This is a genomic window from Paenibacillus alvei DSM 29 (assembly GCF_000293805.1).
Lineage (GTDB): Bacteria > Bacillota > Bacilli > Paenibacillales > Paenibacillaceae > Paenibacillus_B > Paenibacillus_B alvei.
Window position 1 is genome coordinate 416,827 of record NZ_AMBZ01000004.1, and the last position, 22,719, is coordinate 439,545.

At 44.5% G+C, this 22,719-nt stretch carries 15 protein-coding genes and 2 pseudogenes; 12 read left to right on the forward strand and 5 right to left on the reverse strand.

From position 1 onward, the window contains the following. The first annotated feature begins 215 nt into the window (after positions 1-215). From PAV_RS15670 to PAV_RS33480, 3 genes and pseudogenes are all read left to right on the forward strand, one after another. On the forward strand, positions 216-995 hold the full coding sequence (locus PAV_RS15670) for a response regulator transcription factor (RefSeq protein ID WP_005547852.1): 780 nt from the start codon (positions 216-218) through the stop codon (positions 993-995). Next, positions 992-2,755: a HAMP domain-containing sensor histidine kinase gene (locus tag PAV_RS15675; RefSeq protein WP_005547854.1), complete on the forward strand. Its 1,764-nt coding sequence runs from the start codon at positions 992-994 to the stop codon at positions 2,753-2,755. The genes PAV_RS15670 and PAV_RS15675 overlap by 4 nt, the downstream gene beginning before the upstream one ends. 111 nt (positions 2,756-2,866) lie before the next feature. Then, positions 2,867-2,971, forward strand: a pseudogene (locus PAV_RS33480) (IS3 family transposase); the annotation flags it as partial. A 484-nt stretch (positions 2,972-3,455) separates the two neighbouring features. Here the strand turns inward: PAV_RS33480 and PAV_RS37645 are convergent. Next, positions 3,456-3,608: pseudogene (locus PAV_RS37645) on the reverse strand (IS30 family transposase); the annotation flags it as partial. Positions 3,609-3,984: 376 nt separating this feature from the next. Here PAV_RS37645 and PAV_RS36190 point away from each other — a divergent pair. From PAV_RS36190 to PAV_RS15685, 3 genes are read left to right on the forward strand one after another with little or no spacing between them, the layout of a single operon-like run. Beyond that, positions 3,985-6,249, forward strand: coding sequence for a non-ribosomal peptide synthetase (locus PAV_RS36190; protein ID WP_238555835.1), 2,265 nt, complete (start codon positions 3,985-3,987; stop codon positions 6,247-6,249). After that, the gene (locus tag PAV_RS15680; protein WP_051135136.1) at positions 6,183-12,158 is read left to right on the forward strand and encodes a non-ribosomal peptide synthetase; all 5,976 of its coding nucleotides are present in this window, start codon (positions 6,183-6,185) and stop codon (positions 12,156-12,158) included. The genes PAV_RS36190 and PAV_RS15680 overlap by 67 nt, the downstream gene beginning before the upstream one ends. A gap of 40 nt (positions 12,159-12,198) precedes the next feature. Beyond that, a complete protein-coding gene (locus tag PAV_RS15685; protein WP_005547858.1) occupies positions 12,199-13,077 on the forward strand; it encodes a hypothetical protein in 879 nt (292 codons plus the stop codon). A 109-nt stretch (positions 13,078-13,186) separates the two neighbouring features. Here the strand turns inward: PAV_RS15685 and PAV_RS15690 are convergent, their stop codons facing one another. The 3 genes from PAV_RS15690 to PAV_RS15695 form a co-directional block, all read right to left on the reverse strand. Beyond that, on the reverse strand, positions 13,187-13,414 hold the full coding sequence (locus tag PAV_RS15690) for a hypothetical protein (protein ID WP_005547859.1): 228 nt from the start codon (positions 13,412-13,414) through the stop codon (positions 13,187-13,189). 68 nt (positions 13,415-13,482) lie between these two features. Further along, a complete protein-coding gene (locus PAV_RS37650) occupies positions 13,483-13,701 on the reverse strand; it encodes an RDD family protein (protein ID WP_081505756.1) in 219 nt (72 codons plus the stop codon). Between the two features lie 186 nt (positions 13,702-13,887). Further along, a complete protein-coding gene (locus PAV_RS15695; protein WP_040735999.1) occupies positions 13,888-14,481 on the reverse strand; it encodes a hypothetical protein in 594 nt (197 codons plus the stop codon). Between the two features lie 632 nt (positions 14,482-15,113). On the opposite strand from PAV_RS15695, the gene PAV_RS15700 reads away from it, so the two are divergent. From PAV_RS15700 to PAV_RS15720, 5 genes are all read left to right on the forward strand, one after another. After that, positions 15,114-16,469: a stage II sporulation protein P gene (locus tag PAV_RS15700; protein WP_005547865.1), complete on the forward strand. Its 1,356-nt coding sequence runs from the start codon at positions 15,114-15,116 to the stop codon at positions 16,467-16,469. A 17-nt stretch (positions 16,470-16,486) separates the two neighbouring features. Beyond that, positions 16,487-16,966 carry a DUF3679 domain-containing protein gene (locus tag PAV_RS15705; RefSeq protein WP_005547867.1) on the forward strand — a complete coding sequence of 160 codons (480 nt, stop codon included), beginning with the start codon at positions 16,487-16,489 and terminating at the stop codon, positions 16,964-16,966. Between the two features lie 127 nt (positions 16,967-17,093). Next, positions 17,094-18,911 (forward strand): translation elongation factor 4, encoded by a 1,818-nt coding sequence (gene lepA, locus PAV_RS15710; RefSeq protein ID WP_005547870.1) that lies wholly within the window; start codon positions 17,094-17,096, stop codon positions 18,909-18,911. A 93-nt stretch (positions 18,912-19,004) separates the two neighbouring features. Next, the gene (gene hemW / locus PAV_RS15715; RefSeq protein WP_005547871.1) at positions 19,005-20,207 is read left to right on the forward strand and encodes a radical SAM family heme chaperone HemW; all 1,203 of its coding nucleotides are present in this window, start codon (positions 19,005-19,007) and stop codon (positions 20,205-20,207) included. A gap of 303 nt (positions 20,208-20,510) precedes the next feature. Continuing rightward, positions 20,511-20,972 carry an N-acetyltransferase gene (locus PAV_RS15720; protein WP_005547872.1) on the forward strand — a complete coding sequence of 154 codons (462 nt, stop codon included), beginning with the start codon at positions 20,511-20,513 and terminating at the stop codon, positions 20,970-20,972. Positions 20,973-21,316: 344 nt separating this feature from the next. Here the strand turns inward: PAV_RS15720 and PAV_RS36195 are convergent, their stop codons facing one another. Continuing rightward, the gene (locus tag PAV_RS36195) at positions 21,317-21,640 is read right to left on the reverse strand and encodes a hypothetical protein (protein ID WP_005547873.1); all 324 of its coding nucleotides are present in this window, start codon (positions 21,638-21,640) and stop codon (positions 21,317-21,319) included. Positions 21,641-22,032: 392 nt separating this feature from the next. Here PAV_RS36195 and tnpA point away from each other — a divergent pair, with 392 nt between their 5' ends. Continuing rightward, positions 22,033-22,506, forward strand: coding sequence for an IS200/IS605 family transposase (gene tnpA, locus PAV_RS15725; protein ID WP_005547875.1), 474 nt, complete (start codon positions 22,033-22,035; stop codon positions 22,504-22,506). Positions 22,507-22,719 lie beyond the last annotated feature (213 nt).

The window sequence follows — 22,719 nt, forward strand, 5'->3', positions numbered from 1 at the left end:
TTGCGATGAACTTACCTGCTTTAATTGTAGGAAACGAAGTTAAACGGAATGGAAACAGAAGTTCATGCCAACCTTAATTATTCAGTATTTTCCACTTCATTTGGACGGACAGTTAAGGTTCCGTTAAGAAAGTGGAGATAAGGGGGACAAATAGATGTGATAAAATGAACGCATTGATCGGAAGATAATTTACGCTGCGAATGGAGATGAATAACATGGATTTGCATGAGGCGCGCATTCTCATCGTTGAGGATGAGAATGCGCTTAGCAAAATGGTTCGAGCCGTGTTACATAAAGAAGGTATGGAGTACATAACTTGTATCACGACGGGGGAAGAGGCCATCTGCCATATAGAGAAGGAAGCGGTTGACCTGATTATATTAGATGTTATGCTCCCAGGGAAAAGCGGGTTTGAAATCGCCCCGTTTATCCGCCAGAAGTGTGACGCCCCGATTATATTTGTGACCTCCAGGACGACGGATTTGGATAAGTTGACCGGGTTTGCGCTCGGAGGGGACGATTATGTAGCAAAGCCGTTCAATCCATTGGAGCTGGCGGCACGAACCAAGGCTTTATTGCGGCGTTATATGTCCAAAAAAGGGGAGACAGAGAAAGTTGTGCCTGCATTGCCTGAAGATCACGTATATCGATATGGTGATGTTCAATTGGATGCGGCTGCCGGTGAGCTTCGCGTCAAGGGTAAAGTCGTCGATTGTCCCGCGATGGTATTTCAATTGCTGCTGTTCTTTTGCAAGCACCCGAACCGGATTTTTTCGAAATCGGAATTGTATGAGCGGGTATGGGGCCATGATTCCCTGAGCGATGATAATACCGTTATGGTGCATGTTCATCGAATCCGAGAGCGCATCGAGATGCAACCGAGCAACCCGCGCCTGTTGATCACTGTCCGTGGACTCGGATATAAGCTTGTTCCGCCCGAAAAGGAAGAACTGGAACAAGGAGTGCATCTTTGTGAACGAGGAGATCAACAATGAAGACGGGAAAGAGGCTGGCATGGCATTACGGTTGGCAGTGGGTCTTTATTGGGGCAATATTGTTAACTGCGGTATTGTTTGCGTTTATTTGGATAACTGATCGCGTAACCGAATTGGAATTAAATCGCAACTTCATGAGGCATGGCTGGGAATTGGTTTCTAGGTCGATTTCGGTCGATGAAGATGGGAAAATATCTCTGGATGAAGAAATACTGAGGAAAGTGGATATGGTCGGGGGATGGATGCAAATTGTAAATGAGAAGGGAGATGTCATCAAGTCATATGCGGCTCCTTCAAATGTGCCGACTCATTATGCTTCAGGAGAAATAATGGCCTATGTAGAAAAGAATTCTCCATTTCCTTATCATTTATCTTTATATGTCACAGAGATTGGGCATGCAACGCTTACGGTATTGTTTGGTACTGATTCTGCCCAGGATCAACTGCTGGATCGTTGGTTGGCGGCTAGAGAGAAGGGGACTGAGCAATCCTTCAAGGAGGCCGATCAATTACTAAGCGACCAACAGGCATGGGTACAGCTAATAGATGCCGATGGGCGTGAACTCAAATCATGGCAGAAGCCTGTAGAAGAGCCGTCTCGGTATGAAGTTTCAGACATCGGTCTTCGAAGCGTTTACCCTGAACGTTATGGATGGATTCTTACTTATCGTTACATGCCAGATACGAAAGAAACGTGGCTGATGCATCGGCCTCCTACATTTGGCTCATCGATTGACGTTGCTGGATTCATTGTAGATAGCCCAATGCAATTGATTTGGATTGCTGCTGCGGCTGTTATTATGTTTATGATCGTTGTTTTTATCGGCATGGCATGGTGGCAGAGCGCGCGGCTGGCAAGGCCGCTTCAGCATATTATGCTGTGGATGAGGCGAATTGAGCTTGGCAAGTATGAAGAACCTTCTAATTTCAAGGGCATGCCGTTATCACAGCGGCAGAATGGAAAGATGAAGCGGAACTACCGCATCTATGGCGATGTCATTGACAGCTTGCGGCGTATGGCAATTCGACTGGAAGAGGCGGATGAGGAGCGAAGGAAGCATGAAGTGCTTCGTGAAGAATGGCTCGCGGGGGTATCACATGATATGAAGACACCGCTTGCGTCTATCATTGGCTATGCGCATCTTTTGAACGCGCCGCAGTACAACTGGAGTGAACAGGAAGTTGCCGAATACGCGGATATTATGAGGCAAAAAGCGGAGGTGATGGACGAACTTATTCAAGAATTGAATTTAACATATAGACTGCAGAGCAACAGTCTTCCGTTGCAATTAGAAGTCATGGATTTGAGAGACTGGCTGCAAAAGGAACTGGTGCATATCATGCCGCCCGAATATTCCGCAGGACGTATCAAATATTTATATCCCCATCAAGAAGTATTATTTTCGATGGATCCGCGTTATTTTCGGCGCATGGTAGCTAATGTGTGCGTGAATGCATTTTTGCATAATTCGAAGGATACGACATTGTGCATAAAACTACATATGGAAGGTAGCCGAATTGTACTCGTATTCGAGGATAATGGGAAAGGAATGGATAAACAGACACTAGGAAATTTATTTAATCGTTACTACCGCGGTACGTCTACAGATGAGTCTTCTTGTGGATCGGGACTTGGAATGGCGATTGCAAAACAATTGGCAGAAGCTCATGGAGGAACGGTGCTAGCCGAAAGTGAACTGGGGCGGGGGACGACCATTATGCTTTCATTTCCAAATGAGGCTATCCATCTAATCTCTTAAAGTAAAATAGGATTTCCGCATAAATGTTCACTTGGGTTATCGATGATAGAACTGTGACCCGAGAGATGGACACTCAGAAGCAAATCCAAATGTTAAGCACTTATCGGAGACGAAAATATCCTTCACTGCATTTACTTTCACAATACCGAACGATATCAGTGGACATTAAAGAAGATGACTCCTAATGAATATAGGAATCATCTTCTGACAGCGTAGTGTGTTTTTTAGTGTCCGTGTAAGGGTCACTGTTCAGTTTTTTTATTATTTCGATGTAACGATCTATTGAAAATAACGGGGAAGAAAGGAGGATTTTAAGTTTTTTGAATTATTTTATGCATTATGGTATCTTTAAAAGGCTAAACTCCAAATACATATTTTTAAATATTTTCAATTATCCACGAATCGCTGCACGATGATTTAAGCATCCGCTCCCATTTGCATGGTTTCTAATACCGATCATTTTATTGCCCGCCTGTACCAATGACCAATGCTTCCATGTTCTTAATACATAGTTTGTAGAAAAGACGGATTGTCAAGTGAGGTGCGGCAGTTCATTCATAAATGATTCGAAAGCGATTTTCCAGCCTAGGCATTTCCTTAAAACTTGAATGCCATGCGTGTCTTCAAGCTTCTCATGGCAAGCAAATTTGATCAGGTGACCAAGTTGCCTTGAGTCTCTCGCTGATAGACTCGATTCTATTCATAGTCTGCTTATGGAAGGAAGAGGTGCAACTACGGCGTTCACATAGGCCAGTCGTGCTCTATCAGCTTTATACATATTGGACATTTGGTTGCGCTTCAACTCATGCGCTACACTTGAATGATGTCGCCCTAGTTCCTGAGCGATGATTCTTGTAGACCAACCTTACGCATGTTCTAAAAAACAACGAGAGGGGAATAAATAACGAATGGTACCTGCCAATATACAAGTCAGGAGCCTAATTGATGCTTTAAGGGAAAACAGATTTGATTCATTTGATAAGGAAATGATCCATAACATTCGTTTTAGAAAGAAAACGGTCAGGTCAGCAACTGAATTTGTTCACGGACACCAACTGTGCATGTCTTCTTTTCTGCTTTCGATATGGTCCGTACTGTTATCGTCTTACGCTGAACAATATGAAATTTCCGTTTTGTTTTCGACAAGTTCACAAGACGACGAAGATACATGTTGCAATGCCCATCCGCTAGATATATCTATTCAAAAAGAGGATAACCTTTTCTGTCTGGTGAACAAGGTAAAGCTTCAGTTGGACGAATGTTTCGGCAGAACACGGAGCGAGGAACGAGAGACAGCTCGGAAGGTAAGCGGGAAATGGACACATACGGAGCTGCAGGATTCTATTACCGTCGGTATTATAGAATCGAATGGAGGGTACTTGCAGCCGTACATAAATATAAAGGTTCATTCGAGAGTGGAACAGCAGGGCATCACTTTCTGTTATCGCTATACCCGCGATGAATTGGAATGCATGATACGATACGATGGCAGGAGATATGGCAAAGCGCAGATTAATAGGCTGGGCGGGCATTTTCAAGCATTATTGTCAAACGCGTTGAATGCTCCGAAGAAACCGGTTCTCTTTCACCCCATACTGACCCTAAAGGAATGGAAGCAGTTCGTCCGATGGAACGATACGGATAGGGACTATTCATCCCATAGTACCGTATTTCAATTGGTAGAAGAACAGACTTCCGAGACGCCCGAAGCGGTCGCATTGGAATTCGGCAAACAGAAGCTTACCTATTGCGAATTGAATTGCCGGGCTAATCGAATTGGCAGTTTCATTCTTGACGTATACCGAAAAAAACACAACGCACCTCTTCCGTTAGGGACTTTGGTCGCTATCGTTATGGATAGAAGCGCGGATGTGATACCGGCCATGCTGGGAGTCATGAAAACGGGAGGAGCTTACCTTCCGATCGATCCGCAATATCCCGAAGAACGGATCCGATTTATTTTGAAAGATGCTCAAATAAACTTCATCATGACAAATAACAAGTCGATTGAAAAACTCAAACCGATAATCGCACAACTCGGCATCGATGAGCAGTTGCTTATTTGTGTCGAGGATGGTTTTACGTCTCCTTACAGTCATTCCGATAATCTAAACATACGGGTCAAGCCGAGCGATCTCGCTTACGTTATTTACACTTCCGGCTCTACCGGAAAACCGAAGGGTGTGCTCATTGAACACGCTGGACTTGTGGCGCTGATCCCTTACCTGGTCGACAAATTCGGCATTTCGCCCCAAACAAGAGTCATGCAATTTGCTTCCATCAGTTTTGATGCTTCCGTGTATGAATGGATTGGTACGCTTACAGTAGGAGGAACGCTTGTTGTTCTATCCGAAGATGATCTGCCTCCCTATGCCGACGTTTCAGATGTTCTCGAGGAAAAAAATATTCACGTTGCGATGCTTCCGCCTTCCGTCTTGCGAACGATGGGGGAGAGGGAGTTGCCCGTTTTGCGTACGATCGTGTCGGGCGGGGAGGTCTGTACACCCGACCTTGTAAAGGCTTGGGGGAGACGACGCCTGTTCCTGAACGCGTATGGTCCGACAGAAGTGACAGTTATGTGTTCCGCTGCCCCATGCAGTCCGGGAAGGGAGATAACGATCGGCAAGCCTGTATATAATAAGCGGCTCTATGTGCTGAACCCGTTTGGGAACCCTGTCCCGATAGGAGTTCCGGGAGAACTGTGGGTAGGTGGAATCGGACTTGCAAGAGGGTACTTGAACCGTGAGGAATTGACGAAAAAATGTTTTGTAAACAAGGAGATTTTGATAGGTGGCGAATTTCCTCTTCATACGGAAAGGTTGTACAGAACAGGGGATATCGTGAAATGGACTCCAAAGGGGGATTTGGTATTTCTAGGCCGTTGCGATAATCAGGTGAAGATTAGAGGTTTTCGCATAGAACTAGGGGAGATTGAACATCAGCTCCGCCAGTATCCCGGCATCGGCCATTGCATCGTTCAAGCATGGCAGGATGAGCATTCTCCAAAACTAGCTGCGTACTTTACCTCCGACATGGCGATAGAAGACGCTAGTTTGATGCAGCATTTGGCGTCTAAGCTACCATCTTATATGGTTCCTTCTTATTTCTGTAGATTGAAAGCGTTTCCGTTGAATGCAAACGGTAAAGTGGATCGCGCTTCTCTCCCGCATCCGAGCACGGTTTGGAACGATTCAATTGAGGCGTCAGTTGACGAAAGCGAAGACGAAATGGAAGCGAAACTGCTTCGAATATGGCGCTATTTGCTGAAGCGGGCCAATGTTGGCATCAATGATCATTTTTATTCCGTAGGAGGAGACTCAATCCTTGCCATTCAGATTGTATCCATGGCCCGAGATGAAGGGATTATCATAACACCTAGGAAAGTTGCGGATCATCCGACGGTGAAAGATTTGTCAACAGTTGCCTTGTGGGCAAATGCGAAAGAAAAAATAAAAGCGTTAGCGATGACACGCTTGATGAGGATTTCGGACTGAGTCCGATCCAATGTTGGTTTTTCGAGCAGCAGTTTGAAGAACCGCATTATTTCAACCAGTCTCAAATGGTTTTGCTTAACCATTGCGATTGTAACCAACTTACGTCAGCTATAAATAAGTTAGTTCATTTGCACCCAGAGCTTACGTTGGCAGTCGAACAAAATGGCGATGTGTATAAGCAGCGTTATCGCAAGGATGCTGACGTGAAAATTTCCACTTATACGATTCAGCAAGCAGAACGTTCAGAACATGAAATATCGGTGATCTGTGCGAAGTGGCATGGGCAACTGAACTATGAAACGGGAGTGATGATGCGGGTAGGTGTTATCGAGGGGCATCCCGACGGAAAAATACGTCTCTTTATAACAATTCATCATCTTGTTATTGATGGCGTCTCCTGGAGAATTTTGCTTGATGAACTTTATCATTTGTACAGAGGAGGGGAACTTCCCCCGGTTCCGGCTTCATTTAACAAATGGCAGGCTATGTTGATGGATTATGCAGCAAATAAGGGGACCGTCGACCACGTGAGCCATTGGATCGAAGTAAAGAAACGATCCGCCGGATTTTCGTTGCCTGTGGATCATTGCAAAGATAGCTTAATCAATGTTGAATCCGGGGTGCTTCTCTCAACGCTGTCGTTCATTGATACGGAGCGACTACTGAAACAATGCGCCCATGCTTATCGTACGCAAATTAACGATTTGTTGCTTGCCGCCTGGTCATTGACATTGTCTGCATGGTCCGGACAAGATATGGTTTCTTTCCAATTGGAGGGCCATGGACGCGAACAATGTGTATCAGACATGGATTTGACCAGAACGATCGGATGGTTTACCTCTTTGTTTCCTGTATGCATCCACGTGGCGCCTGACGATGCTTTAGGCGAAACGATTAAGTCTGTTAAGGAACAATTGCGGAGCATCCCTCATCATGGAATTTCCTATGGAATTTTACGATATTGCCATCCAGATCAGGCCATTCGAGCGTCGCTGACGGATCCCGAACCTCAAGCGCTGTTCAACTATTTGGGCCAGTTTGGCCATGCCGAGTCAGAGGAGGAGAGTGAGTGGCTGTACTTCACGCAGGATACGGCACAAGATTATAGTTCGCCGCGAAATCGCGGAACAAGCCTGCTGGAGCTAAACTGTTCCATTGTTCATGGGGAACTTCATCTGTTCATGAAATATAGCAAGCGTCATTACGAGGAATCGACAATCGTTCAAGTCATGGAAATATTCACATCGCGATTGCTTTCTATTATTGATCATTGCGTTTATAAGGAATGGGGGGAGTTTACGCCAAGCGATTTTCCGATGGTTTCCCTACAGCAACATGCTCTTGACAATATTGCAAACACATACCATCCACAATGCGGTTTGGAAAAGATCTTGCCGCTTAGTCCATTGCAGGAGGGCCTTCTTTTTCATTATTTAGAGAACCCTGCATCTGATCAATACCATGTACAAATGGTTTGGAATTATGAAGGAAGGCTAAATACCACCTACTACAAGGAGGCATGGCAACGCATCATTACCGAAAATGATTGTTTGCGGACATGTTTTGTTTGGGAGTCGATAGACAAGCCGGTACAATGTGTGGTTCAAAAAATGGAAATGGATTGGACATTGCTTGAGATTGACTCGCAATCCCCTGTTCAACAGAAAGAGTTCGTCGAACGACAGATTACGCTGGATCGAGCTCGCCGCTTCGATTTGAGTCGGCCTTCCCATCGCCTTATGTTAATTCAGAGGTCATCAGAGGAATGGACGGTTGTTTGGAGTTATCATCACATACTTTTGGATGGATGGAGTCTTCCGCTGTTGCTTAATCGGATTCATGAAATTTATTCTTGCAGGCTTGAATTCATGAAGCCGCAGCGCAACTCTTTGCTTTCTTTTGAAGGTTATATCCGATGGCTTATAGAGAAGGAAAGGACGGAATCCGAGTCATTTTGGAAAGCGTATTTGGAGGAAGTTACTGAACCTACCTTGCTTCCTATGGACATAAGCGGTCCGCGATTCGAAGCTCATCGGGCAATCCGTAGACAGCAAATCGAAATACTTCATTTGGATTCAACCTTTACAGGACGAGTGGCGAATTTTGTGAAAACGATGAAAATTTCACTAAACACTTTGGTGCAATTCGCTTGGGGCAAAGTACTTCAAGTGTATCATGATGCGGATACCACCGTATTCGGCATGGTTGTGTCCGGCAGAGGATCGGATCTGGCGAAAGCGGATCGAATCACAGGGCTGCTCATTAATACGCTCCCTTTGGTCATGCGCTGGAATACGGATCAAACGATTGCCGATTATGTACAAGAGCTTCATCGAACCATTCTGAAGCTGAACGATTACTGTTGCGTTGGTATAAACGAGCTGCAGGAATGGAGCCCGATTCAAGGTAATGCGCTGTTCCATAGCATCGTGGCATTTGAAAATTATTTGAATGATTATCGTCAGCCTGCAAACGGCTTGATAATGTCGGCGATCGAGGAAAGAGAGAAAACAAATTACCCGCTAACAATCACGATCGCAAACGTGGGAGAGCAAATCGAAGTCAAGTTCATGTATGATGTTGAAAGGCTTGATGAGGACGCGATTCGTCGTTTGGCAGGAAATCTGCGAAACGTCATGGATATTGCTGTGCAATATCCGGATCGTTTGATTGGCGATGTAAATTTACTGTCCGAAGAGGAATATGTACGAATCGTATACGATTGGAACCGTACTTTTACAGAGTATCCAAACGAGAGCTCTGTTCCCGAACTGTTCAGCGAGCAGGTTATGATTAGACATTCCCAACCGGCAGTGATTACCCATGACAGCATCCTATCTTACGGCAGCTTAGACCGATTGTCTTGGTATGTTGCGAGCTTGCTCGAAGAACAAAAGCCGACGCGCGGAAAGCTTATCGGCGTATGCTTCCCTCGTTCTCTTGAATTTATTGTTTCCATACTAGGGGTTTTGAAGGCGGGATGCGCGTACGTCCCAATTGATCCTGATTCCCCAAGGGAAAGGATGAACGATATTATCCAAGATGCAGAACTGGAAACGATAATCACTTCGCGGAGCGATGCTGCTAATATCCTGGAAATCAGCCGAGGAACCCGGCTACATCTGATTTACCTCGACGATTGCGATGCGATTCCGACAGTCCGTTATCCAGAGAAGGAAGCCGTAGCTTCGGCAGCTTCCGACCTTGCTTATCTCATGTATACCTCTGGTTCGACGGGGAAACCGAAAGGCGTAATGATCGATCACCGGAGCATCGTTCGTCTAGTCAAAAACGTCGGTTATTTCCCGTTTTCCCCAGATATGAATTTATTGTATACGGGTTCACCCGTATTTGACGCTTCTACGTTCGAAATCTGGGGAACGCTGCTAAACGGGGGACGTCTGCACGTTGTTTCAAAAGACGACCTTTTGAATATTCGACTAGTAGAGACGCGAATGGAATCGTGGAGCATAAACACCTTATGGCTTACCAGCGCGTTATGCAATCAATGGATTGAAGAAAGCATATCGATGTTTAGCGGATTATCATGGCTGCTGGTTGGTGGAGAAATATTATCGCCAAAGGCCATTAATCGCATTCGTCAAGCTTGTCCAGCTATTACGATTCTGAACATGTACGGCCCGACGGAGAACACCACGTTCTCTACGAGCTATACGATCGAGCGACACTTTGAACGAGATATTCCCATCGGCAAACCGATCAGCAATTCCACCTGTTATATTCTGGATAAACAAGGTCGTGTTCAGCCTGTTGGGGCGATCGGAGAGATCTACGTCGGAGGGGATGGTGTATCGAGGGGGTATTGGAAGAACGATCAATTGACGCGAAATGCATTCTTCACTAATCCGTATGCTTCCGCCGAAGATCGCAAGAGAGAAAGAAACATGGTTCTTTATCGGACAGGGGATCGCGCAAGATGGCTTGCGGACGGGAACATCGAATATATAGGACGGATCGATGAGCAGATAAAACTACACGGCAATCGAATTGAACTCGGAGAAATCCAGCATCGTCTTAGCTCTCATTCCCGCGTGAAAGAATGTCTGGTGGTCGTCCGAGAAATTCAAGGGGAACGGCGGTTGATTGCTTATTATACCTCAGAAACGGAGGAGCAGGAAGAACATCTGCGAGCCTTTATGGCTGAGGTTCTTCCTTCGTATATGCTTCCTTACAGGTTCGCGCGACTAGATTCGTTTCCGTTGACACTTAATGGGAAGATCGACCGAAAGAGGCTTCCGTTGCCGGAAGTTCGACGAGTTGCAAATGCAGGCAATTCCTACTGCAACACCGAAATGGAACACAAGCTGGAACTGATCTGGCGTTCCGTTCTTAAGCTCGATCATATCGGCAAGAATGAAGATTTTCATGCATTGGGAGGACATTCCCTCCATGCGCTGCGCATAGCCAGTATTTTGCAAAAGAGCGGTTATCCCGTTACGGTCAACCAAATATTTAGAGAACAAACGATCGAACGTTTAGCTCAATTTCTGAACGGAATGATTCCGGATACGGCGGCAATCGAGGTTCAAGAGCAAGCGCAAAACTCATTGTGGGTGGAGTATCCCGACAACGGGTTCCCGCTGTCGGCGGTACAAAGGAGGTTTATCAAAAGAGATTTGCAAAACCGCAATATGTTCAATGTTCCTTACTTGGCCTTGCTCAAGCGACAAACTTCGAAGCAGGCGGTAAGTCGAGCGATACGAACCCTAGCCGATCGGCATGCGGCATTACGATTGACTTTTGCCAAACTGGATAACGGAGAATGGTATCAATACGAGCAGGGAATCGAAACGGATCAGATTTTTACTTATGTAGATTTGCGAGAGACTCCCGAAGTGCACGACATCTTCATCTCAGATTACAGCTCGAACCTTCAGTATGGCTTTGACATTGAAAATGGGCCTTTGTGGAAAGTGGTATTGTTTGATCACTATGACGGTAGTCGCCAAGTTTTGCTGCTTTTGTTCCATCATTTGATTTTTGACGGCATGTCAATGAACATCTTCTTGGATGATTTAAGGAATCTCCTTCTATTAGACGTCGTTGCTGAAGAGGAGGCGAGCCAGGAACATGGAAGCAGTTACCGGGATTGGTGTCAGGCATTGACGCAATACGTGGCCAACGGCTTACCACTTGCGGCGACGGAGTATTGGAGTAACGTGACCACGGGTGGGAAATCGTTGCAAGTCGACAAGGAAACGGAGGAAAGGCCAGTTCATCGTCAAATGGCGACCAAAGCGTATGATTTACTTGAAGGATCGGAGCGGGTAAGCAGATTAAAAGCGATAGCCGGGCATTGGAAAACGACCCCGCTTTGCGTCTTATTGACGGCATTGTCCCGGGCTTGTTTTGACTTAAAAGGACAATCGGATTTGCTGCTGCATTTGATGTCTTATCAGCGGGAGTCCTTTTTACCCAACATCTCGATTTTCCGGACGATCGGCTTTTTTGCCGGGGCATATCCTGTGCGGATCCGCCTCCAGAACCAAGAGCTTAGAGGGGATATTGAATTGGATCTGAAGCAGGTCAAGCAGACGTTAAGCGATATTCCACGTGAAGGCATGGATTATTTTGCTATGCGATATGTTCTGCCAGATTTGCATAACGGAGTGGGACCGCTTATTGATGGAAGCCACATGTTGTTTCACTACCAATCCGAGGAAACGGCTTGGCAAGCCGATAATCTCTATGAACCATTATCCATTCCTTTTGGAAACACGAATGCGTCGAATAACCCTTCTGCCTACTGGCTAAATATGACGGCTTGCATAAAGAAGGACAAATTATGCCTGACCTGTTATTATAGCTCACTACATTACAACGAACAGACCATTGACCGACTGGCACATCTTTTTTCCTATCATCTGCGCGATTGCATGCAATTGTAGACACGAACGACTACAGCGAGAGGAGATTGAGATTTCGATCATGAAAATCTATGAATTTTGCCCTTTTTTTAACGAAAACCGTGTGGCGGAAATCAAAGTAAACGAAGATGCCCGCTGGATTGATGAGCTCCATGTAATCGAGGCGAACAAAACATTCAGTTATGCGGTCAAACCTCAAAATTTCAATCCGTCTTATATCGGTTCGAAGGTAATTTATCATCCGCTCCATGCCGACAACGTGTTTCGCCAACCGGAGCGACACCAATTGTATTTCAATCCCGAAACCTGTCAATCCGCTAATTTTGACCGGTGGTATTGGCGTTTGCTTAGCTATAATAGTGCGTTTCATAACGAAGCCTATCAAAGAAGTAAATGCTCTGACATTTTGCGAGAGCGGGTAGAGGATGAAGATGTGATTATTTTGGCCGACTTCGACGAGATTATCGACAGTCGCATGGCAGATCGGATCGTTACTGAAGTGAAGAGGCGTCAAGTTATTACCGTTAAGATGCACTATTCCGTCTTTTTCCTTAATTTATTCTGCCGATCGAATCATGGCGCTCCGCATTGGAGCTATCGCGTCTTTGCGATGACCGGCCGCTTTTTCAGAAGCATGCCTTTTTCGGCGGATTACCTGAGGAAGAAGGGGATTGCCGAAGGATTGTATCAAGATATTTACTGTTTGGAGGAACCGGTTGGATTTCATCATTCCTGGCTCGAATATCCTAAAACGGCGCTTCCCAAGCTCCAAGCTTTCGCAGCTAACGTGAAGGACAAAAGCATTGTGAGCGAGGAATATATTAAAAAGTGTCTGGATGATAAAAAGTTGTATTATCTTGACTCTGAACTCTATGTCGATAACGATAAAACGTTTTTGGCTGCCCTTCAAGATGTTCAAACGGAAGATCTTTGGTATTAAAGCTAGCGGGATTCGGGTAGGAGTTGTCTCTATGTTCCTTGCTTAAAGAACAGGTAGGGGGACGGGGAAAATAAACAACTCTATAAGCAGGGGGATGCAGGCGGGACTACTATATGCCCCCGCCTAACAATCCTTTAGCAACATAGCCGATAATAAGCCCTATAATCCACATCAACAATACTTTTCGATTGCTGTTTTCTATTTTTTCGCCGACCACTGCGTCGGCAAAGTAAACACCTAAGAGCATAACAATTCTGAGGACAACATGAATGAAGGGAATAGCAAAACCGCAGGAAAGCGCCACAAATTGAATGAGCAAAACCAAACTTTTATTCATGTAACACCTCTAAAATTATGATTTGTCAATCATTTTTATCCCATAATACATACATATTTCCCAACTTGTCATGTAAAGATTGTTTGTATGGATCTAGAGCAATTAATATCATTCCTGCGAATAATAAAGCTCATAGATAAAAATTTCCCGATTATTTCCCTTAGCAGGGCTTCATCCCAGGATATTTTTTTGTTCGTGACAGGTATGACTTTGATTCCCATTATCATTTTACCAAGTGTTTGCTCAAATAGATACGTCAAGATAAAAACTAAAATCCTGGAAAGCATACTTTTGCGACTGTAACTAAAAAACTTTTGTTATTGCTCGTTAAAAAAACATCGAAAATAATATAGAGTAATGAAAATGTGAAAATCAGATCTAAGATAAATGCATAAAACCTAACCCAAAAGCCGGCATGATTCAATGTGTGGGGAGCCATTACAGTTACCTCCATTCCTGAATACCCCATATGTTTATTTTAGCATGTACAATATTTGAGGCGTAGAATCGAAAAGCTGCGCTGCTGCTGCTTTTATCTGCTCTTCTAGAGGGGTTATATGAGCTGCTTGAGGCAAGATTTGATTCAAGAAAGATGAGTTTTTGCTATACTGGATGATTTGTGCTTTGTTTGAAAGTTTCATTTGGATAAAATTCGTGGCATCCTCCAAATTTCTGAATTCATCAACTAATCCAAGTTCCTTTAGAGAAAGGTAACCTTTTATTTTTAAGTAAGAATACGGTAATGCAAAACAGAATGTACGGTTCAAGATGTTTCTCATCATCTCGCTTACATGAGAAGGGAGCAATCCGTTATCTTGATGAATCCCTTTTATTAGTGTTGCATAGTCCTTGGTTGTAGAACAGGGTTGTTTACATGATTTTATTCGTTGCAACTCGATATCGTAATTATCAGACTGGTTCAAAGTATTAATATAATGGTTATGTTCGTCATTGTTGAGGAGTTGATGCATATAGACGGCACGTTCTATATATTCCTCAGAGCCCATATGCCGTATCTTATGTTTAAGAGTTTTTAAAGAAAGTTTTTCTGCATCTTTTATATGCATGCACATGATGCTAGCAGAGGTCAGAGGGAATAAAGGGTCATGATTATTAAATGGAAGTTCTTTATCGTATCTTTATTGTTCAAGTCCTGATTTTAATTAGAATAGATATCCAGGAAAATAATTTTAGGAAGCACATATAATTCTTTAACTATTGCATTTAATTATTTATTGTTTATGCAAAGAAGATTTCCTTACGTTTTTTTAGGTAGATTCAACCTCTTACTTTGTAGACGGAATGATGTATGAAGGAATAAAAGCATATTATTAGATATCCATCGTAAGTATGCAAATGGGGGCAGGCTTTGGTTGGAACTTTTATAAAAAAATGGGTGAGAAGTCCCTAGGGTAAATCGTACGCATTATCGCTTTCTGCAATTAAAATGAAGTACAGTACAAAATAAAGATAAGGGGAAGGTTTGAGATATCGAAATAGTTCGCAGTTGTGTATGAAGGTATAGTGGCGCTGTCAGCAGCTAGCTTGGAAAGAACATGTATCTAATTAGAATAATTGATACTTAATATGTTTGTTCTATTTCATAGATTGTCCTCATAGATTCTAGTAAAAGTACTCTCTTAGATGAATGCTCCTTTGCTTGAGCTGAGAGAGGAAGGCGGAAGAAGGAGGACTGCGCATGTTTCGGACATTTAATGTAGGAAAGTGGAAGCGTAAATGGCTGCAGGCGCTCGTTATGGGACGGACGTTTGCATTGTTGTCTATCGGAACGGCTATGTTTTTTATCGTATTAGGCCTTGGAGGAATGTTGGAGAATAAGCTGAACTCTTCTCCGTTATCTTCGATGAAGGGAGTTGCAGCACAGTTATCGACACGCTTCTTTGTCGATATGATGGCTATGGAAATGCCAAATCTCCCGAAAGGGGAAGGGGAAGCAACACTTACTCGCAATCAAGTGGCCCAGTTCCTTGTCAGACTTGCGACGAATGTGAATCCGCTAGATCCTAAAACGCTGCTGGCTGGTGAAGTGCCAGGAATTAATAGAGATGCAGCGATCCCATTGAGACTGAGCATCGGTAATCAAACTGGCATTGGGCCGCAGGATTATCCAACACCTACTGATCAAGAGAGCAGCTCTCAAGCCGAGCATGGAGGAGAGCCGCCGCATGATGTCATTCAGGGGGAGGTTATAGACGGAAATAAAGATAAGGGGAGTGCGGAACCTCCCAAGTCGACTGATCCATCTACGGATTTAAAACCAGACAAGGATGAATCAACAACGCAATCGGGAGGCAATTCAAATTTGCGCAAGATCGTATTCATCTATCACTCTCATAACCGAGAATCCTTCAATCCACTGCTTAAGAAGGAAAGTAACAATCCGAATGATGCAAAGAAGAATATTACACTGGTTGGCAAGCGATTGCAGGGGCAGTTAGAGAAGCGAGGAATCGGGGCCTCTCATTCCAATAAAGACTATGCTTCAAGTGTAGAAGGGTACAATTGGAACATGTCTTATAAGTATTCGAAGCAGACGGTAAAACAAGCGATGAGCGCGAATCAGGAACTGCAATTTTTCTTCGATATACATCGAGATTCGAATAGACGCAAGGATTCAACCGTAACGATAAAGGGAAAGGACTATGCGAGAGTTTATTTTATTATCGGGCACTTGAATCCCAATTGGAAAAAGAATGAGCAGTTTGCAAATGAGATTCATGAACGGCTGGAGAAGAACTATCCAGGGATTTCCCGGGGAATATTCGGCAAAACTGCATTACAAGGAAATGGAGAGTACAATCAGTCGCTTTCTCCGAATAGTGTCGTTATCGAAATTGGGGGCATAGACAACACATTAGAGGAGCTATACCGGACTGCTGATGTGCTTGCTGATTTCATTGCCGATATTGTTCACAAAAAGAAGGATGCCAAGCCGGTAAACAAGCCAATACCTAACCCAATCATCAAGGGGAAAGGTGCTGACAAAACAGTAATGGGCAAGACTCAATCGAAATCTGCGGGAGCAAAAGGGTAACCGAAGGGGGCGCTTGCATGACGCGATTTATGAAGCAATTGATCGGTGTCGTCGTACTGCTGACGCTAGGTGTATTTATAGGTATGGAAATCACCTCCTCGGGGATTGAGCGCATATATGGGCCGATCAATGCGTCCCGCGCAACAAGTGCCTTGGATTCGACTGACAGATACGCAGCCGCAGGGACATATCGAGACAATCTGCCAATCGATAACCGCCGACATTCGAACGGGGAGACTGCACTGCAGGATAATCCTCGAACGGCGATGAACGAAACAGAAACTCGAGTTGAGGATAAGCGCCAAAACCAATTGGAAGCGGAACGTAGTGAAACAAATAGGCATGTGAATGAGATGAACAATTCGGATAGTTGGCCTGTTCCGCCAGTGAAGGATGCTACCGTGAACCAATTGGCTGACAAGACGGCAGGCGTGCTGCAGCGTGTGTCACAGGCTGGAATTCGGGCAGTTGTTGGCTTGTTTAATGGGTTGTTCTAACCTTCAGCGGTTCTCGGCAAAAACGGTCATGTCAGAGAGGATTGTATGCCCCCATTGCTGTTAGAGGGTCATTCCGGTATAATAAATAAATTGAATCTTGGCATAGTGGTGGGGGTATTGAAATCGAATGACGGAATTGCTGTCACGACAAAAGAAAATTCGGAATTTTTGCATCATAGCACATATTGACCATGGCAAATCTACACTCGCCGACCGGATATTAGAATATACGGGGGCTTTAACGTCCCGTGAAATGCAAGCTCAAGTACTTGACCAGATGGATCTGGAGCGTGAGCGGGGAATTACGATTAAACTACAGGCTGTACGCTTGAGCTACAAAGCAGACGACGGAGAAGAGTACATCCTGAACTTGATCGATACACCGGGACACGTCGACTTCACGTACGAAGTATCTCGCAGCTTGGCAGCATGTGAAGGGGCGCTGCTCGTTGTAGATGCTGCACAAGGGATTGAAGCTCAGACGCTGGCGAATGTATATTTGGCGCTTGACAATGACTTGGAGATCATTCCGGTCATCAACAAGATCGATCTTCCAAGTGCGGAGCCTGAACGTGTAAAGCAGGAGATCGAAGAAGTAATTGGGCTGGACTGCTCTGAGGCTGTTCATGCCTCTGCCAAAGCGGGTATCGGAATCAAGGAAATTTTGGAGCAAGTAGTTCAGAAAGTACCTGCTCCAACGGGAGACCCAGAAGAGCCGCTTAAGGCGCTCATCTTCGATTCCCACTATGACCCGTACAAAGGTGTTATCGTGTACGTTCGTGTCATTGATGGCGCGATTCGTGCAGGCAGCAAAATTAAAATGATGGCAACGAACAAAACATTTGAAGTTATCGAGGTTGGTGCGTTTAAGCCGCGCATGTCGATCGTCGACGAGCTTAATGTTGGTGATGTTGGTTTTGTTGTTGCGGGCATTAAGAATGTAGGAGATACTCGTGTAGGTGATACGATAACCGATGCGAAGCATCCTACTGCGGAGCCACTTCCAGGTTACCGTCGTATCAATCCAATGGTATTCTGCGGCTTGTATCCGATCGAGACGTCGGACTACAATGATTTGCGGGAGGCGCTGGAGAAGCTGCAATTGAATGATGCGTCTCTTACATTTGAACCAGAAACGTCCTCAGCGCTTGGTTTTGGCTTCCGCTGTGGTTTCCTTGGTCTTCTGCACATGGAGATTATCCAGGAGAGAATTGAGCGTGAATTCAATATTCCGCTCATTACGACTGCACCAAGCGTTATTTATCGCGTTACGCTGACGAATGGCACTTCTTTAGACATCGATAACCCTTCAAATTATCCAGAGCAGGGCAAGATCGATTTTGTAGAAGAACCTTATGTCAAAGCATCTATTATCGTGCCTAACGATTTCGTTGGAGCGATTATGGAGCTGTGCCAAGGCAAGCGCGGTGAATTCGTTGATATGCAGTATCTGGATACGACTCGTGTAACGATTACGTATCAAATTCCATTGTCGGAGATTGTATATGACTTCTTCGATCAATTGAAGTCAAGCACAAAAGGATATGCATCCTTCGACTATGAACTATCCGGATACCGCAAGTCTAATCTTGTGAAGATGGATATCATGCTTAACAACGAGCAAGTCGATGCATTGTCTGTTATCGTACACAAGGATCGCGCATACCATCGCGGTAAACTCATTTGTGAGAAGCTGCGCGGGCTTATTCCGCGACAAATGTTCGAAGTTCCGGTTCAGGCATCTATCGGAACAAAGATCATTGCGCGTGAAACCGTTAAGGCAATGCGTAAAAACGTACTCGCAAAATGCTACGGCGGCGATATTTCCCGTAAACGGAAGCTTCTTGAGAAGCAGAAGGAAGGGAAGAAACGCATGAAGCAGGTCGGCAGCGTTGAGGTGCCGCAGGAAGCGTTCATGGCCGTATTGAAAATCGACGATAACTAATTCGGAGGAGGGGGCGAAACGCCTCCTCTTTTTTAGAAAGATCATCATTATAGATAGGCTGGTGTCATTCAGCCATGAAAGGAGGGTCTCGCCATGCCGGCGAATCAACCTTCACCAGAGCAAGCAATAATACCGGCACGTGCTCCACGCGCGGTATATATTCATATTCCATTTTGTACGAACAAATGCCATTACTGTGACTTTAACTCCTATGTACTGAAAGGACAGCCTGTTATGGATTATTTGCGGGCGATGGAGCAGGAGATGGCGCATACAGTAGAGCAGCATCCTCCAGGTGTCATTGACACGATATTTGTAGGCGGCGGTACCCCGACGGTCTTGACACCCGATCAAATGTCTTACTTTTTGGAATCGGTTCGCAAGGCGTTTCCGAACTGGAGCCAGGCTATTGAGTTCAGCATGGAATCGAACCCAGGAACGACTGACTTAGACAAGCTGCGGGCAATGCGTGATGGAGGCGTGAACCGGATCAGCTTCGGCGTTCAGTCGTTCAACAATGACCTTCTCCACGGTATAGGCCGCATTCATAATACGGATGATGTGTACCGCAGTATTGAGAATGCACATAAGGCAGGCTTCAGCAATATGTCGATCGATTTGATGTTTGGCTTGCCAAACCAGACGGTTGAAATGCTTGATCATAGTGTAACGAAGGCATTGGAATTAAATCTGCCCCATTTGTCTATATATAGTCTGAAGGTAGAAGAAAACACTCTCTTCCATGCTATGTACCACCGCAATGAGCTTCCGCTTCCGAGTGAAGAGGATGAACTGGATATGTATATGCTCATTATGGAGCGGATGAAGGCAGCAGGCTATGAGCAATATGAGATCAGTAACTTTGCGAAGCCTGGATTTGAAAGTCGTCATAACACGGTATACTGGCGCAATGAGGATTACTATGGTATTGGAGCAGGGGCACATGGATATGTCAATCGGTGTCGCCATCTGAACATTAAAGGCGTGAACCCGTATGTAGAGGCCTGCAGGCAGGGCTTGCCAAGACTCGATACGTTCACAATTGATGAGAACGAAGCAATGGAAGACTTCATGATGGTTGGCCTTCGGTTGCTCGAGGGAGTAAGCAGCGCTCGCTTTGCATCACAGTTCAATGGTGCTTTGTTGGATAAGGTGTTTTCGGATCCAATCCGCCGCTTGCTGATGCAGGGCTTGATAGAGGCTACGGATGACGGTTATCGGTTGACAGAGCAAGGACTGTTGTTCGGAAATAACGTATTTGGTGATTTTGTAGGAACGCTGACAGCTAAAGAATAATAGATGGAATGGTGTGCATTACGATAAGGGGCTGGCCGCAAACGTTCAAAGGTATCCTGTCAATTGCATGAGTGCTGTGAGATAAGACAATAGTAGAAAAACGAGCTTGAGAACATGGATATGTTTCTCTTGCTCGTTTTTTTATTTTCGTAAAAAGGTTCAACAACAGTCAAATATAAGGAAGAAGCAGGTAAAAATAGTCTTGATAATTTATGCGGTTGCATGTATATTAATACGTACATATTTTTGAGTCGATCAGAAATGTACATCCGTATATAGAGATTGGGTTGGGGGGACTATACCGTGGTAGCAACGATTCGGAAGGCAGATGAGAACGATATTGAGTCATTGGCAGAGCTTATTCAATTCTATGCACAGCAGGGAATTATGCTTCCTCGTTCCAGAGAGGTGCTGGCGAAGCAGATTCAGCACTTTATCGTTGCCGAATGGGAAGGAGAGCTCATTGGCTGCGGTTCGCTCTGCCAGCTTGGAGCTGATTTGGTCGAAATCCGTTCATTAGGCATATCGCCTGATTATAAAGGAAAAGGCATCGGCACACGCTTAGTGGACGAACTGCTTACCGAAGCAAGGGAACGAGCCATTCCGAAGGTTATGGCCTTAACGTATGAGTCGAAATTTTTTCAGAAAAATGGCTTTGAAATTGTAGAAAAAGAGATTTTTCCAGAGAAGGTATGGACGGATTGCATTCATTGCAACAAGCGCCATTGCTGTGATGAGATCGCAGTAATGAGGGTGTTGGATTGATATTGTGAGGTCGAGAGGGAATTGCAGGTCAGACCCCCGGGGAAAAGTGGGGAACTTTGGATATTCGATAGCAGAGATACTGAAAAATTAAGCCGACATGAAATACAATGGCTGGATAGCCATGCATTCCCGTGAAGCGACAAGAGTATTTGTTGTTATAAAAATAAAGGATGCCTCGAAAAAGGCATCCTCAGGCTATCGAGACTTTATCGACATCCTGAAACCTTTACGTTTTTATATAAGTTCTACGTAGAAATGGAAATCTCGGTGATAAATGTAACGTTCCCGGAAGTTAATTACTGCAAAGGTTGATAAGACGAATAAACTTGTGTCAAAAGCGATATCTATGTTGGTGTATTATCACTCTGACAATAATCGTAAGTAGGTTTCCAACGACCATTTTTACATGTAAATCTTATATCACCAATACAAGTTGTAGACCCTTCTTGTTCACATGAGCCCATATCATCGGGAAAATTTTGTTCGAGGCTTTGTGACAGATTATCCTCCTGACAAAAGCGACCTGTAGATTGCCAATGACCACCTCTACAAACGTACCGAATATCACCTCTACAAACACTAGCCCCTGGTTCTTGACACGGGCTCCCTGCAAAGGAGGAAATTTGTTCAGAGTTCTCTGTATTTGTATATTTTGTTTGATTGTTCATATTTTATCACCTCCTTATAATCATTATCTTCTCAATTTGTTTGTGTATTTATTAATGAAATAAATGGAGGTTGAACTGTCGCCAGATGTCTTTTTATTTGAAATTAACAAAAGAAGGCACTTGTTTTAATCGTAGGTTTATCTGAGCCAAATAAGATCGTCGTGGGTTGATTGGAAGTCTACTAAAGCCATTAACAATAATTGAATAGCTAAATTGTTGAGCAGGCTGCTTAAGCCTGCTTATTTTTATTTTTGGGCTTTAGCCCGTTGAGTGCGTGAACCGCACGAAACAAAAAACCACCCGCTATGCGGGTGGAGGGATCGAGGGTTTGACCAACAAGACCATCCCGATAAAATTGAGATGTTCAGGCTCAATGAAAGGAATGGTCTTAGATGGCAAACAAGAACTATAGTCTAGCTCACACGAAGTGGATGTGCAAATACCACATTGTGTTCACCCCGAAGTATAGACGGAAAGAGATCTATAATCAAGTAAGGAGAGACTTGATTGAAATTTTCAAGCGTTTATGTAAATACAAGGGAGTGGAAATCTTAGAAGGTCACATGATGCCAGATCATGTACATATGTTAGTAGCAATTCCTCCAAAAATCTCAGTATCATCATTCATGGGATATCTAAAGGGAAAAAGCTCATTGATGATATTCGAGAAGCATGCAAGCCTGAAGTATAAATACGGAAATCGGAAATTTTGGGCTGAGGGATACTACGTCAGCACAGTAGGCTTAAATGAAGCAACCGTCGCAAAATATATACGTGAACAGGAAGCACATGACCAAGCAGTTGATAAACTGAGTGTGAAAGAGTATGAAGATCCATTCAACAGAAACAGTAGCAAGCAGAAGTAAACCAGTTTAACTGGTAAGTGAAAGTGACAAGTTACACTGAGCCTGAACAATTTATTTGTCAGGCTAGCGTCTTTAGGCGCAGTTTGGCAACAGGGGGTTATACCCCAAGTGCAAACCACCCGTTGGACGGGTGGTTTTGATTATGGGCTTTAGCCCGTTGAGTGCGTGAACCGCACGAAACAAAAAAACCACCGCTATGCGGGTGGAGGGATC